Source organism: Spongiibacter tropicus DSM 19543, from assembly GCF_000420325.1.
GTDB classification, from domain to species: Bacteria; Pseudomonadota; Gammaproteobacteria; order Pseudomonadales; family Spongiibacteraceae; genus Spongiibacter; species Spongiibacter tropicus.
In genome coordinates, this window is sequence record NZ_ATUS01000003.1 from 81194 (window position 1) to 96020 (window position 14827).

Annotated in this window: 12 protein-coding genes; 4 read left to right on the top strand and 8 right to left on the bottom strand. The window is 57.0% G+C overall.

Annotated elements, in window-relative coordinates; all coding sequences use genetic code 11:
* Positions 1-29: 29 nt before the first annotated feature.
* The 5 genes from G411_RS0113730 to G411_RS0113750 form a co-directional block, all read right to left on the bottom strand.
* Positions 30-860, bottom strand: coding sequence for a crotonase/enoyl-CoA hydratase family protein (locus G411_RS0113730; protein WP_022959788.1), 831 nt, complete (start codon positions 858-860; stop codon positions 30-32).
* Positions 857-1420: a nitroreductase family protein gene (locus G411_RS0113735; RefSeq protein ID WP_022959789.1), complete on the bottom strand. Its 564-nt coding sequence runs from the start codon at positions 1418-1420 to the stop codon at positions 857-859. Before G411_RS0113735 ends, G411_RS0113730 begins: the two co-directional genes overlap by 4 nt.
* A 2-nt stretch (positions 1421-1422) precedes the next feature.
* On the bottom strand, positions 1423-1920 hold the full coding sequence (locus G411_RS20545) for an SRPBCC family protein (RefSeq protein WP_022959790.1): 498 nt from the start codon (positions 1918-1920) through the stop codon (positions 1423-1425).
* A gap of 103 nt (positions 1921-2023) precedes the next feature.
* Positions 2024-2434 (bottom strand): hypothetical protein, encoded by a 411-nt coding sequence (locus G411_RS0113745; protein ID WP_157581331.1) that lies wholly within the window; start codon positions 2432-2434, stop codon positions 2024-2026.
* Positions 2435-2573: 139 nt separating this feature from the next.
* Complete coding sequence (locus tag G411_RS0113750) at positions 2574-4445, bottom strand: beta-ketoacyl synthase (RefSeq protein WP_022959792.1); 1872 nt, start codon at positions 4443-4445, stop codon at positions 2574-2576.
* A 106-nt stretch (positions 4446-4551) separates the two neighbouring features.
* Between G411_RS0113750 and G411_RS0113755 the strand changes: the two genes are divergently transcribed.
* The 3 genes from G411_RS0113755 to G411_RS0113765 all read left to right on the top strand — a co-directional run bounded on the left by G411_RS0113755 (position 4552) and on the right by G411_RS0113765 (position 7020).
* Positions 4552-5586 (top strand): GlxA family transcriptional regulator, encoded by a 1035-nt coding sequence (locus G411_RS0113755; protein WP_169530703.1) that lies wholly within the window; start codon positions 4552-4554, stop codon positions 5584-5586.
* Positions 5587-5744: 158 nt separating this feature from the next.
* Complete coding sequence (locus G411_RS0113760; protein WP_022959794.1) at positions 5745-6572, top strand: CvfB family protein; 828 nt, start codon at positions 5745-5747, stop codon at positions 6570-6572.
* 31 nt (positions 6573-6603) lie between these two features.
* Positions 6604-7020, top strand: a complete 417-nt coding sequence (locus G411_RS0113765; protein ID WP_022959795.1) for a pyridoxamine 5'-phosphate oxidase family protein — start codon at positions 6604-6606, stop codon at positions 7018-7020.
* A 22-nt stretch (positions 7021-7042) separates the two neighbouring features.
* On the opposite strand, the gene G411_RS0113770 is transcribed toward G411_RS0113765, so the two are convergent.
* Positions 7043-10162, bottom strand: coding sequence for an efflux RND transporter permease subunit (locus G411_RS0113770; RefSeq protein ID WP_022959796.1), 3120 nt, complete (start codon positions 10160-10162; stop codon positions 7043-7045).
* The gene (locus tag G411_RS20550) at positions 10159-11424 is read right to left on the bottom strand and encodes an efflux RND transporter periplasmic adaptor subunit (protein ID WP_022959797.1); all 1266 of its coding nucleotides are present in this window, start codon (positions 11422-11424) and stop codon (positions 10159-10161) included. The genes G411_RS0113770 and G411_RS20550 overlap by 4 nt, the downstream gene beginning before the upstream one ends.
* 107 nt (positions 11425-11531) lie before the next feature.
* Here G411_RS20550 and G411_RS21585 point away from each other — a divergent pair, with 107 nt between their 5' ends.
* Positions 11532-12155 (top strand): TetR family transcriptional regulator, encoded by a 624-nt coding sequence (locus G411_RS21585; protein ID WP_022959798.1) that lies wholly within the window; start codon positions 11532-11534, stop codon positions 12153-12155.
* Between the two features lie 8 nt (positions 12156-12163).
* On the opposite strand, the gene G411_RS0113785 is transcribed toward G411_RS21585, so the two are convergent.
* Positions 12164-14554: a CHASE domain-containing protein gene (locus G411_RS0113785; protein ID WP_022959799.1), complete on the bottom strand. Its 2391-nt coding sequence runs from the start codon at positions 14552-14554 to the stop codon at positions 12164-12166.
* Positions 14555-14827: the final 273 nt, after the last annotated feature.

The window sequence follows — 14827 nt, forward strand, 5'->3', positions numbered from 1 at the left end:
CCATTCCTGAACGATTATTAATATTGAGATCAGTCTTTGAAGTCTGGAGACTCACCCGGCGCAGACGAAATTGCCAACATGGCGTCTTCCTGGCTAAGCATGCCAGCATTCCATGTCGCGACATAATTCAGCGCGTCTTCTACGCTGTGGTCGCGTGAATAGCGGATCATTTCCTTGGTTCCGCGAACAGCCAGCGGTGACTTGCGGGCAATACTTTGAGCCAGCTCAGACACCGCATCGACCATCTCCTCATAGGAATTGTAAGCGCGGTTAATCAGGCCAATCCGTTCCGCTTCCGATGCATCGACATTGCGCCCGCTCAGCGCCAGCTCGCTGACCAGCCCCGGAGAAATCAGTTTGGGCAGGCGCTGTAATGTACCCACATCAGCCACGATGCCAATATCAATTTCCTTGATAGAGAAATTGGCGCCCTGCGCACAAAAACGCATATCGCAGGTGGAAATCATATCGATACCACCACCCACACAGTTGCCCTGAATAGCCGCAATAACGGGCTTACGGCACTGCTCTATAGCAGTGAGATTGCCCTGCAACATTTTAATGTGGCGACGGAACCACTCGATACGTCGCCCCAGCTCCGGCTGCTGGGACATCAGGTCTGCCAATCCGGCAAACATGCCCAGATCAATACCCGCACAGAAATTCTTGCCCTCACCGCAAAGCACAACTACGCGCACACAGGGCTCGGCATCGAGCCACTCAAAACACTGTTGCAGCTCTGCCCACATGGCCTCATTCATGGCGTTAGCTTTGTCGGGGCGGTTAAGGGCTACCCATGCGACATGCTGCTCCATACGCAGCGCCAATGTTTCAAATACTGGGGGTTTGACCGTATTCATAGTCCCGTCCATGTCTCAACAAAATCTGACGTCGCCACCTCAGGCAGGGGCTTGGCACTGCCATCGCGACTTCCGATATAAAGAAAGCCTATTATTTCTTCGTTATCTGACATTCCGATGGCTGACATAACACCGCGGTCGAAGGCGTGATCCCCGGTTCGCCAGATTCCCGCATACCCCTGGGCCTCCAGCGCCAGCAGAAAACCGTAGGCGGCACAGCCAGTCGCCAACCGCTGCTCTACAGCCGGCACCTTTGGATGCTCCTGAATCACCGCCGACACAATCAGAATCATCGGCGCACGCAGCGGTTGTTTTCGGAATTTCTCCAGTTCGGCCTCTGTGCTCTCAGGGCGCCGCACCACAGCGGCGTCGGCGTAGATATCGCCAAGGCGGGAGCGGGCCTCCCCTTCTACGAGGCGAAACCGCCAGGGTCTCAGCCTCGCATGATCCGGCGCTCGTGCTGCGGCGGCAAACGCCTCGTCCAGCACCTCACTACCCGGCGCTGGCTCACAGAGTTTACTTGCAGAATTTCGCTGCTGAAGCAGGCGCAGTGCATCCATCGTCAATCCAGTTTTCTCACAGCCTCAGAGGGCGCATCGGCCCGAGATTCATAGAAGTCTTTCATGCCCGCCGCCACATCGCGAATCATGCGATTGACCGGGCCACGCATGACACGTTTATACAACCATGCACCTATCCTCCCCCAGCGCATGGAGAAGCTCAAGCGGGCAGTAAATGCCGTCTGACTATTGCCGGCATCATCTATCTGATAGCGAAATTGCGCCTGACGGAAGGGAGCCGGAGCGCCTTTGTCTTTGCGATGCAAGCGCAGCACAAATCCTCGCCCTTCATTCCATTCCACGACGCTCTCATCCAGCCAGCGGCCAAATTTCTGGTAGACACGACGACTGGCACCGACACCGGATGCCGGGCCTTCATGCAGTTCACAGCGCTGTACACCGGGGACATAGTGATGAGCCAGGGTCAAATCCTGCAACATCGCCCACACTCGGTCTTTGGGCAAATCAATCACCACGCGCGCGCTGGCTTCATAGTTCATTCACGGACTCCTTTCACGCCCCAAGGTTGTCAGGGGGGAGTATTCAACCATGAAAGCGTACGGCTGTCTTGCTCATAAATGCGGGGATATTCTGCGAAAAGCACTAACTCATCGCAAAATACTGATCGAAGTCCGCCGCGTAACGAGATATCCACTCGGCGGCGGCTTGCTCGGCATTGAGTTGTCGCCCCTGATGCTCGGACACACAGTGCCGATAGGCTTCAATTTGACAGAGCTGCTCCACCATACGCAGATGATAGAGCGCTTGCTCAGAGGAAAGGGAAATTCTGGCCAGCCAGCTGTCGCCGTGGCGGCAACAGCAGCTGATTCGCCCGATGCCGGTGAAATCAACAGGCATCGATGGAAGGGTAAATCGTACCGCACTGCCGCGAGCGAAAGGACGCTCCACCTTACAACACAGACCCGGCAGTTCCGCACTGTCTGGCAGCATATCGTTGTCGACCGGCACAACCTCTACTGGAATGGCATCTGGGTGTCGGATATATCCTCGCATAGCCAGGACCCCTGCGACGTGAATTGCGGTTAGGGCTATTGCGCCACATTTGCAATTTGTCACCTATCCGTAATTGCCGCCCCGTCGCTAGCCGCTATCCGAGGGGCAGCTAGCGCCGAGCGCAATGGCCGCTCGCGACTCAGCCCTTGGACAGCCAGTCTGCGTAGGGGGACTCCAGCTCCAGGCTGACGCGCTCAGCCCAACCGGCAATACCGATACTTCCCCGCTGAATATCGAGGTCATCCTCGTTTAACACACCTTCACCAAATTGATAACGAACGCTTAAGTCACCGCGCAGTGCCGCCTCGTCATAAGCGCGGGCCTGAGCGACAACTGCCTCCCGACGATCACAGTAGGCAGACCAGGCTTCGCTTCCGTGACGTCCCTTGACGAGGCGCTCCGCCACCGAGGGGGAGAGCAGACAGGCACTGGCATTGTTGCCGCCAAAGCCCTTGGCATTGAGAATGGCGATGTCCATGCTGTCCGGCTCCAGTGCCAGATGCTGCATGGGCAGCATCAAATTACTGCGCTGCACGTCGTCAGCGATGTGGTCGATGGTGGAAATACCGGGCAGTACGTGATCCTGCCAAACGCCGAGACTGGCCATTAGCTGATCGCCCGAAGCCGCACCGATACTGTGGCCAAGATAAGCTTTAATCGCCGCTACCGGCCAACGTTCTATCCCAAATGCTTTCGCGGTTTCGTTCAGGATATGCGATTCCGTCACCCTGTTCTGCGGTGTGCTGGTCCCGTGGGCCTGAACAAAAGACCGGCGCCGTACCGCCTCTTCACCCAGAATCGCCGACGCTGCCGCAACAGCCTTGCCAACGGTCAGATAGTTGCCAACGCCCGGCGACGAGATCGACTTCTTATAGCCGTCAGCATTCACGAAGACATCCGGCACCGCTGCATGAATCTGTGCCCCCAGCTCCAGCGCCAGTTCGTCATCAAACAGCACAATAAACTGACTGGCCTCAGAGATGGTGAAGCCGCAGTTGCTGCTGAAAGGACGGCTGGCACGTCGATAATCCGGCTCGGTAAGCCCGCGGGCTTCGTCCAGTTTCAGCAGTTCTGCGTCGCTTGCCAGCGCCCCCATCGTGGCGTAGCCATCCATGACCCGAGGCTCAACACCGGCATCAGCCGCGCCGACAATCGCCACTCGCACATGCCCGCTGCGAATATCCTGGACCGCCTGCCGAAGGTTATAAAAGAAGGTGGCACAAGCGCCCAGGCTGGGCCCGGTTCCACCAACATTGCCCAGTACATAGGCACTGACAAAGTCGGCCGGCATATCGGCCAAGCCTAGCGCCAATTGCTTGGACGTCACTCGCCCGCCGTTGGCTCTGGCACCAAGCAACCCACCGAAGCCCGCGTCGTCCAGTTGCGCCATGGCCGAACTGGCGTAAACGGAAATCTCATCGGGGCGAACCCGGTTGCGAACAACGTCCCAGTCGATACCCACCGACTGCAATGCATCCGATGCGCCGAACACCGACATCTGCAAACCACGCGGGTGATTGCGAGCCGGGTAATAGGCGGCGGGATCAAAGCCGGTCGGCAACTGCCCCGCAGAAGACACTTCAAAACGACGGTGGGTCGGCAGCAGCACATCTACCGACTCAGTGACCGTCACAGCAACTCGATCATCACCCAGATCGCGAAGCTGCCAGTTGGCTGGCAGCGCCTCAGGAAGCTGTTTGCGTCGCAGTACAAATTCAACGGCACCACGCTCGCCCTGTAGCTGCATACGCCGGTTCCAGGGCACCTGCTCCACATCAAACGCGGAGCGCTCGATTTTTCTGATCAGCGTGTGGGCCAGAATGTAGTCACGCCGAGCCTGTCCCTGCAACTCATCTCCCACCTTCATCAAGGCTGCCAGGCTCTGCAAGGTACGATCCGCCACCGCAGTTGGCAGCGCGTCGATGACCAGCCGACGGTAGGCGTGATGAAAAGAGCTGCGACCGGCGGGATTAACCCCCCCAAATCCGACAATTAACGGCAGACGGCTCAAAATACTGATTCCTTAACGAGTTACCACAGATGGGCAGGCAGTTTACTCCTGCCGCCCTGCACCTATAATGTCATTTACGCCAATAAACATGGTATTTACGACAACAGTGTCAACATTCTCGCACATCGCCCTTCTCGGCTTTCGCCAGGCGCTAACAACCAGCCTTAGCCTTCCGATTGAACTGCTGGAAGCCTGTAACCAGCAGTTCACTAGGCGGCGGCAACGCCCTCCGATCAAGCTGGAATTATTGAGTTTGGACCCTCCACCACTGGCGACATCCGGAGGCCTGGTGCTACAGGCAGATCAGTGGCTCTATGCAGAGCCGGAAAGCGCCCCCTGGCCCGTACCGGATATCCTGATTATCGCCAGTCGCTGGCGTCATCCCCTCCGCGGAGGCGCTCAACGCCCGGAGGTCAAACAGTGGCTTCAACAGTTGGCATCTCATGGCTGCGAGCTGTGCGCGGTCGGAACCGGCAGTTACTTTCTCGCGGAGGCAGGTTTGCTCGATGGGCGCGCAGCGACGACCCACTGGCACTATTTCGACGACTTCGAAAATCGCTACCCGAGAATAAAGCTGCAGCGCGATCACCTGATTACTGAGGCAGGCAAGCTGTACTGTACGGGCAGTGTTAACAGCGCGGCCGACCTGGTTATTCACCTAATCGACCGCCACTGGGGGGCCGACATCGCTCATCAGGTAACCCAGCAATTCTCCCCTGAAAGCCGTCGCCCCTTCGCCAATCAGGCCTATCGCAGTGAGCACAATCTCCGCCACGGCGATGAAGTCATTGCCCTCGCACAAAGCTGGATGCATCGACACTTCGGCGACCCGATCCGTATGGACGATCTGGCACAGCGCAGCGGACTGAGCCAGCGCAGTTTCCAGCGCCGCTTCCAGAGGGCCTGCGGACAATCCCCCCTTCAGTACCTACAGCAGATACGCCTCGATTCAGCGAGGGAATTGCTGCAAAACAGCAACTTGCCCGTTGAGGAAATCAGCGCTCTGTGTGGCTACAGTGATGCCAGCTATTTCAGCAAGCTTTTCAAGCAGATGAATGCCATTGCACCCGGCCAGTTTCGCCACAATGTTCGGCGCAAGTTGTTTTCTGCCGACGATCGTTTTTACGAAGGTCGGGATTAACACCTAGCGTTCACACAGCCGCCAATGCCTGAAAACAGTGAAAAACCACGGATGCGAGAATCACTGCCCCTCTTCGCCCTCAACGGGGGAATCACTGCTGGCAGCAATCGCAGGCAGCGGGCATACTCCCCACTTTCTGAATACCCTTGGACTCCATCATGCTTCGTATTGGACGCGTCAATCGCTTGAGCGTCAGCCGCAAAACGACGGCGGGCTTTTATCTGGACGGCGGCGATGCCGGAGATATTTTTTTACCGCCTCGCCAGGCGCCGGAGAATATAGCCGTTGGCGATACGCTCGACGTCTTCATACTGCACGATAATGACGGCAGCCTGATCGCCAGCAGCCAGCGCCCCACATTACAATGCGGCGATGCCGGACAACTTCCGGTGAGCGCCATTGCCGATGTGGGCGCATTCCTGGACTGGGGGCTGGATAAAGAACTGCTGCTGCCTTTCAGCGAACAGCTCGGTGAGCTTCGCGTCGGGCAAAATGTGCTGGTAACGGTATACACGGATCTGCGCGGACGACTGGTCGCCAGTATGCGACTGGACCGACACATTTCAGATCAGGCCGATGGCTTTAAAGCCGGTCAGGAAGTCGGCTTGATGGTCGCGGGAAAAACCACGCTGGGCTACAAATGTATTGTCGACCAACGCGTTTGGGGACTGCTTTACGACAGCGAGCTCAGCCATCCGCTGAAGCGCGGAGATCAACTGAGCGGCTGGATACGGCGCGTGCGTCCGGACAAACGTCTGGATCTGACATTGAATACGCCGGCCAAACAGCGCGCACCCGATGTCGCAGAACAGATTCTGAAACAGCTCGATGCCAACGACGGTTTTCTTGCACTCGGTGATAAAAGCCCACCGGAAGCCATCAAACGTATCTTCGGCGTCAGTAAAAAAGCCTTTAAACAGGGGCTGAGCAAGCTCTATAAAGAACGCAAAATCCGCATTAGTGATCGAGGCATCGAGAAGCTTTGACCGCCGGCGATATGACTTTCAGGAGGCACCTATGGACCACAGCCCGTTTTTGCGCGACAGCCTGATTCCACTGCGACTGTCCGCCATTGATCAGGACGGCTTCCCGGTAATCTGTTCGCTGTGGTATCTCTATCACGACGACGCGTTGTATTGCGTCTCTCACCGCAACGCCAAAATTATCCGCCTGCTGAAAGCACGCCCCGAGTGCGGCTTTGAAATTGCTGTTAACGGCATTCCCTATCGCGGCGTTCGCGGCAAAGCCGTTGCCAGCCTTTCCAGCGACAGCGAGGGTGTGTTGCTGAGCAAGCTGATTGATCGCTACCTCGGCGGCAGCAACCAATCACTGGCAGACTGGCTGATGAGTCGCAAAGCGGATGAAATTGCCATCTGCCTGCGCCCCAAAACCCTGTCCAGCTGGGACTTCAGCGAGCGCATGTCCGACGGCTAAAGCGAATCGGCCTCCAGCGCTACTACGACGATTTTTTCGAAAAACGCTCGCTCAAGGTCGCCATCAGCACATAGAACAAGGGCACGAATACGGTGGCAACGAAGGTTGCCATCAACATACCACCGATCACACTGGTACCCAGTGCAGTCCGGCTGGCGGCACCGGCGCCAGTGGACAGCGCCAGCGGCAGACAACCCAGTGTAAATGCCAATGAGGTCATGACAATCGGCCGGAAGCGCAGGCGCAGCGCCTCCAGCGCCGCATCGACAATCGACAGGCCTTTCTCGCGCTCCTGCATGGCGAATTCGACGATTAGAATCGCGTTCTTACTAGCGAGACCGATCAGACACACCAGGCCGATCTGGAAATAAATATCGTTGTCCAGCCCCCGCAGCCATGCCGCAATCACCGCACCCAGCAACGCAAAAGGCACCGCCATCACCACGGCCGCCGGCATCAGCCAACGCTCATACTGCGCCGCCAGAATCAGGAATACGATCAGGATCGCCAAAATAAAGGCTTTACTGCTATTCCCCGATGATGACTTCTCTTGATAGGCGCTGCCGACCCAGCCAATGCTGAAGTCGCGCCCCAGCACATCGGCGGCCACCCGCTCAATGGCGGCGATGGCCTCACCGGAGCTGTAGCCCGGCGCGGGCGAACCCAGAACCTTCGCCGCATTGAAGCCGTTGAACCGGGTCACCGCATCCGGCCCCACCACACGCTCGACGTTGACGAGTGAGCGCAGCGGTATCAGGCTGCCCGTTGAGGAGCGCACGAAAACTTTGCTGAGGTCATCTGGGGAGCGACGGAAGGACTCCTCCGACTGCAAATTTACCTGAAAGCTGCGGCCGAACAGCGTGAAGTCGTTGACATACAGACTGCCGAACGTCGCCTGCATCGTGCTGAACACGTCCTCAACCGGCACACCCAGACTCATGGTTTTCTCACGGTCCAACGTCAATTTGTACTGCGGCGTATTCATCTGAAACGTGCTGTATACCCGGCTGAGTTCCGGCTGTTTATTCGCCTCGGCAACCAGTTTCCAAACGGCCTCATTCAAATCAGACAGGCGGGCCTCACCTCGGCTTTGCAGGTAAAACTCAAAGCCGCCAGTGCTGCTGAGGCCGATAATCGGTGGCGGATTAAAGGCAATCATGCTGCCATCCAGCAAGTCGTTGCCCAGCGCTGGCACGCGGTGAGCCAACGAAATGGAATCCAGGCCCGGCGACGCACGCTCATCCCAATCGTCCAGCATGATGAACGACACACCGGCGTTGGTTTTCAGTGACGAAGAAAGAATGTCGAAGCCCGCAAAGGTAATCAGCGAACTGACACCGTCAGTCTCCATCAGTCGCCCGGCCATGGCATCAGTTACCGTCGCCGTCCGCGACAGAGACGCCGCCGGCGGCGTGTTGTAGGCCATCATGATATAACCCTGGTCCTCGGCGGGCACCAGGCCGGTCGGCACGCGGGTAAATACCCACAGCGCCACAACCACCAAGGCAACAAAGCCCAGCGAACTGGCGACACGGTGGCGAAGGATCATCGCGGTCACGGCCATATAGCGATCGCGAAGCCATTCAAAGCCACGGTTGAAGGCGGTCAGTGCACGGTGAGAAACGCCGCCGTGGCCATGGGGTTTGAGCATCATGGCGCACAGTGCTGGCGTCAGTGTCAGTGCAACAATCCCCGACAGCACAACAGAAATCGTCAGCGCGACGGCAAACTGCCGATACATTTCGCCGGTGAGTCCTTCAATAAATACCACCGGCAGAAAAACCGCAGACAGAACCAGTACGATTGCCACGAGCGGGCCGCTGACTTCCTGCATGGCCTGCTTGACCGCTTCGTAAGGCGTGAGATGCTGCTCTTCCATAATGCGCTCAACGTTTTCAATCACGATGATCGCATCGTCAACCACAATACCAATGGCGAGAATCAGGCCGAACAGCGTCAGCAGGTTGATGGAGTAACCGAGGATGTACAAGCCCGCGAACGTACCGACAATGGACACAGGAATCGCCAGCAGCGGAATAAAAGTGGCACGCACGTTCTGCAAAAACAGAAACATGACCAGAATCACCAACAACATCGCCTCGAAGAATGTCACGACGACTTCATTGATCGACTTCTCGACAAATACCGTGGTATCGAAAGCGAGTTCAATATCGACCCCTTCCGGCACATTGGCCTTTACCCGCTCCATAACCGCCTTGGCGGCCTCAGCGGTCTCAAGCGCATTGGCACCCGGTCGCAAGTACATTGCCACGGGCACAGCAGGCTCGCCGTTGAATGCACCGCGGAAGGCATAATCCTTGGCACCCAGTTCAACCCTCGCAATATCACCGAGGTGCAATGCCGCTGAGTTCGGCTCTGCGCGAATAATAATGTCTTCAAATTCTTCGACCGTCGCCAGACGACCCTGGGTACTTACGGCATAGGTGAACGGCTGATCTGCCGACATTGGCTCGGCACCGAAAGAGCCAACCGCAAAGTTTGAATTCTGACCTGCGATCGCCGCGGCGACATCGCTGGGTGTCAGCCCGTACTCTGCGAGGCGGTCTGGCTGCAGCCAGATTCGCATGGAATAGTCACGCGCACCGAGCAAGCGCGTACCGCCGATACCCGGCAGGCGACGCAGCTCGTCAATGATATTTAACAGCGCGTAGTTACTCAGGTAGATGGCGTCGTACTGGGGCAGCTTCGACGACAACGAGAAAATCATCAGAATATCTGTTGAGCGCTTATCGACGGTAATACCCAAACGCTTTACCGCTTCGGGGAGACGGTTTTCCGCCACCGCCACCCGGTTCGACACGTCGATCGCCGCCTGATCCGGATCTGTCCCGGTAGCAAAAATCACACTGGTACTTACATGTCCGGCAGCCGACGCCTGCGTATTCATATACAGCATACCCTCGACCCCGTTGAGCTCCTGCTCCAGCGGGGCGGCAACCGTCTCAGCCAGGGTTTCGGCATTGGCGCCGGGGTAGCTGGCGGTCACCACAATTTCAGGCGGAAGAATCTGCGGGTACAGCGACACCGGCAGTTTGCCCAAAGCGGTTGCCCCAGCAATCAGGATCAGCAGCGACAGGACAATCGACAGTACCGGGCGCTCGATGAAAAACCGGACGCTCATTGCACACGCTCCTGCGCGGTCGGCAGATCTGCCTGCACGAGCTTCATTTGCGGCGCCTCAGGCTCATCATCAAAATGGGGCTCGGGGCCGTAGTCGTAGGTAATTTCAATCACTTCCGGCTCCAGCAGTGCCCCCGGGCGCACGCGTACCAAGCCTTCAAGTACGACGGTATCACCGGGCTCCAGACCGCTATCGACGATGCGCCCGCCTTCGACCTCAAGTCCGAGGGTTACAGGGCGCACTTCCGCACGCTGCTCCGCATTTACTACGTAGACATAACTGCCCTGGGCGTTCTGCAAGACGGCACGCTCCGGCAGTACCATAGAATTTCGGCTATACAGCCCTTTCAAGCTGACCCGAACAAACTGGCCGGGCAGCAAACTGCCCTCAGGGTTGTCGACCGTCGCTCTGAACTGCACCGTACCGGTATTACGATCAATGACGCTATCGCTGAAATTAATATGACCGAGATGGGGGTGAGTCTGCTCACCGGCAGTTTCAATCTGCACGGCGCGCTGACTCTCGTCATAGCTCAATTCGCCCTCTTTCAGCAGGCGACGGAGCAGCAGCACCATTTCATCAGGCATCGAGATGTTGACCCACAAAGGGTCCAGCTGAGTGATACTGGTCAGCAAACTGTTGGCAGACGGACCGACCAAACTTCCCTCTGAAACCTGCTCCCGGCTGGTGATGCCGGAAATCGGCGCCCGCACTTTGCAATAATCAAGATTGATCTGGGCGGCGCTCACCTCAGCCTCGGCGAGCTGCAGCGTCGCCCTCGCCTCGTCCAGCTCAGATTCCGCATCATCGCGGTCACGCTGACTGATGGCATTGGTTTTAATCAATTCACTGGCGCGGCGCCAGCGACGTTCTGCGGCGGACAGGCTGGCGCGCGCCTGAGCCAACTGGGCCTTGGCACGGTTAAGCGCCACCTCGAAAGGTGCGGAATCAATTTCGAACAGAAGCTGACCCGCCTCCACCTGCTGGCCTTCTGTGTAGGTGCGTCTCAGCAGGATGCCCTCGACCCTTGCACGAACCTGCACTTCTTTGGACCCCTCCAGGCGACCGGGATACTGCCCAACCACGGGCACATCATCGCTGCGCATCACCAACACCTTCACGGGCTGCGCCTGTTCCGCAGCTACCGGGGCCTGCTCGGCGCCACAAGCCGACAGCACTGCCACCACAGCGATCATCGCTATGGCCAAGCCACGTCGTGTCTGCACGCCAAAGGTATTCAGCCGAGAATCAGCGGTGTTCATAGGGAGCTATCCGAGTTAAACAAAAGACCCAGCCACTTTACATACATGCACGTACGTATGTAAAGTATCAGTTACATTTTTTGTTACCAATTGTAACGGAAGGCATTATGAGACGCTCAAAGGCCGAGGCCGAAGCCACCAGGGAAAGCTTGCTGACTGCCGCCGAACAGCTGTTTGCAGAACAGGGAATCGGCAGCACACGACTCAGCGACGTGGCTTCAGCGGCCGGCGTCACGCGAGGCGCAATCTATTGGCACTTCAAAAATAAAGATGAACTGATCAATGCCATCATCGACCGCTTGAGCCTTCCACTGGACACGGCAATGCGCAGCCAAGTGGAAGACGCCGCCAACGGCATGCTGACATTAGACGCGTTCAAAGAGGTGTTACTGATGTCCTACCAGCGGATGCTGGAGAGTCCAACCGTGGAGCAGGTGACCCGCTTTGCCATGCGCTACAGCCTCTGCACGGAATCCCAAAATGCTCGCGAGCATCTCGACAAAAACCGCCAACACAATCTCAGCCTCATCACCCAGATCGTCAGCTATGGCCAGCAATATAAATTGATTCGCGACGACATCAGCGCGGAGGAGCTGGCGTGCTATATCCGCGCGCATATCGTTGGCATTTACCACCAGCAGCTTTCATCCGGCGATTCCTATTTCGCCGGGCTCGACGATATTCGCCGTTCGATTGACCTGATGTTTGCAGGTCTCCAACCCGGCAGATAAAGCAGAACTCAGCCTGCATCCTGCAAGTGATCATGCTGCGGCATCAGCGGTAACTGCACCGTGAAAGTACTGCCCTCCCCCGGCGTCGACACCACGGAGATTTCGCCACCCAGTTGCCGGCGAACCACGTTGTAGACCAGATGGAGCCCCAGCCCGCTGCCTGCGTGCTTACCCCCCCTGCGCGTGGTAAAGAACGGCTCGAATACCTTTTCCCTAACCTCGGGGGACATGCCGACCCCATCATCGGCAACATCCAAGACTACCCAAGGCCCATCGCGTCTTACGCGCAACTGGATTCGACCCTGACGGTCGCCGGGGAATGCATGCCCCAGACTGTTGTTGACTAAATTGACCACGACTTGCGTCAAGCCACCCGGCACGGTGTGGATATAAATATCCCGAGGGCAATCCAGGCTGACATCGTGCCCGTTGCTTCGACAGCTTGGCGCGAGGTGCAGCAAAATATCGTGCAAGTAGTCGTGTAGATTAATCTTCCTCACATCTGCCGACGCCTGATCAACTGATACTTGTTTAAAGCTGCTGATCAGATTGCCCGAACGCTGCAGACTTTCCAGCACCATACTGGAAGCCTCCATCAGCCGGGAAACAGTGCGCTCCGCCTCATCCCTCGACAGTTGATCACTTTGGGCAACCAGTGGCGCGATACGCTGAATATCTGACTTCAATGTTGAAGACGCGGTAATCGCTATACCAATCGGCGTATTCAGCTCGTGGGCAAAACCGGCCACCAGACCACCCAGCGCCGCCATTTTTTCCGATTCGACCAACTGCCCCTGCGTTTGCTGCAGACGCTCAACCATCGCCTGCAACTTCACACTGGACTCATCCGAATGGTATTTAGCGCCGGTAAGCACCAGCAGCGACATGCCCAGCAAACCGACAAACAGCATCCCTGCGGCCAGTACCCCCCAGGGCATGATCGAGCGACTGTCTGCCAGAAACCGCTGACTGCCGCTGATAGTCAATCGCCATTGCTGATCGGCAAAATGAATGGGCCAGCTCTGAACAAACAACGGGGCTTTATTCGCGTTCTGCAGCGAATCTGCTTCAAATATCAGCTCATCACCCGCCGTCAGGGTCAGCGCCAAACCGTTCAGGTTTTGATTCACCAACAGCGCATGCATCAGGTTTTCCACCCGGAAAACGCCGCTGATATAGCCGCTCAATACGCCAGCCCTAAATACAGGAAAATACACGACAACCCCCGCCTGCTGCCCCGTCTCCTGCACCAGCGTCAGCGGCGCGGTCGCCGCAGGCTGACGATGATCAGACGCCGCCAGCAGTGCCTTTCTGGCCTGCGGGTTCGAGCTGATGTCATAGCCCAATGCCGCTTCGTTCCCCACCTCGGGAGCGATATACTTGATGACAACATAGGTATCGCGCCTGTCCGCGAGCATCCTCGTGCCGTTGCCATCCGCTTCCGTAACAACTTTGGGCTCACCCATTTGCAGGCTGAGCTGCCGCTCAAAAGCCTCGCGCTGCTGATGCGGCATAACTACAGCCCAAGCCACTCCCTGAAAGCCCGGATTGCGATCCAGCAGGCCGCCAACGAACTGATAAAACTCTTCTCGGTTAACGTGCTCCGACGCCCCCAAAAATGACTGGGCGGCGTATAGCCCCTCAAAGTAGCTGTGAAGAAGAATTTCTGCCCGCAGGTATATTTGCTCCGCGTGGCGTTCGAACATCTGCTGTTGACGGGTCGATTCCCAGCGACTGGCAAAAACATACATCACCACCACGACCACCGACGCCAGGAGTAAAGCAACGGGAAGTATTTTTGCCCGGCTCCGCCAGATACCCCTTGGCTCGGCAAAAAACACAAACATCAGCGTGGCGACAAGCATAATTCCCAGCCCATCGCCGACCCACCAGGTGGCCCAGTTATAGAGATAATTATTGGACTCCAGCTTGCCCGCCAACCAGAGCGTAGAAACCGCAACAGACGCACTGATGACGCTGGCCACACCGCAGATCAGGACAATATAGATCAGCACCGAGCGTGCCGTATCCAGATTCAGCGGGTAACCAATCACCCGCTTGAGCACCCAGGCGCCCACCACGGCCTGCGTGGCAGCACCAAGCCCAATCAGCGCTGGCGCCCAGGCCTCGGCAAAGAAGGCCGCAACACCCTGATCGAGTGGCACCTCAATAGCATTGATAGAAAACGAGGCAAGCGCGACTGCGGGCCAATATCGGTACCCCGCCAGCAACATGGCGGCCAGGGCAATACCCGCAGAGGGCCATATCGCCGTTGCATAACCGGGCGGAATAGCCAACAGCATGGCCAGATAGCCGACAGAATAATAAGCAAGCAGTATAAAGAAGAATACTGACAGGTAGTTCTCGCGCAGCGCTTGCCGAGTCAGCCCTATTGGCATTTCATGACCGACAGGCAAGAGTGGTCGGATAGCAGCATATTACATATGACGGGAATACCCGGCCTCCAAATTCGCTGGAAAGATGTTTCTACACAATAGTTTAGAAAGCATCCACCCAACAAAAGAATAAGTAAATTCGCTTAGCGGGCTAACCGATGAGAACAGACATCATTGCAATAGCCCGCGGCTATAGCGTTATTTAAAGAATTAATACTCCCCTGTATATCCAACCCGGGCATGGCATTTAGCGCATTCCATGTTTGGCTTTTATCG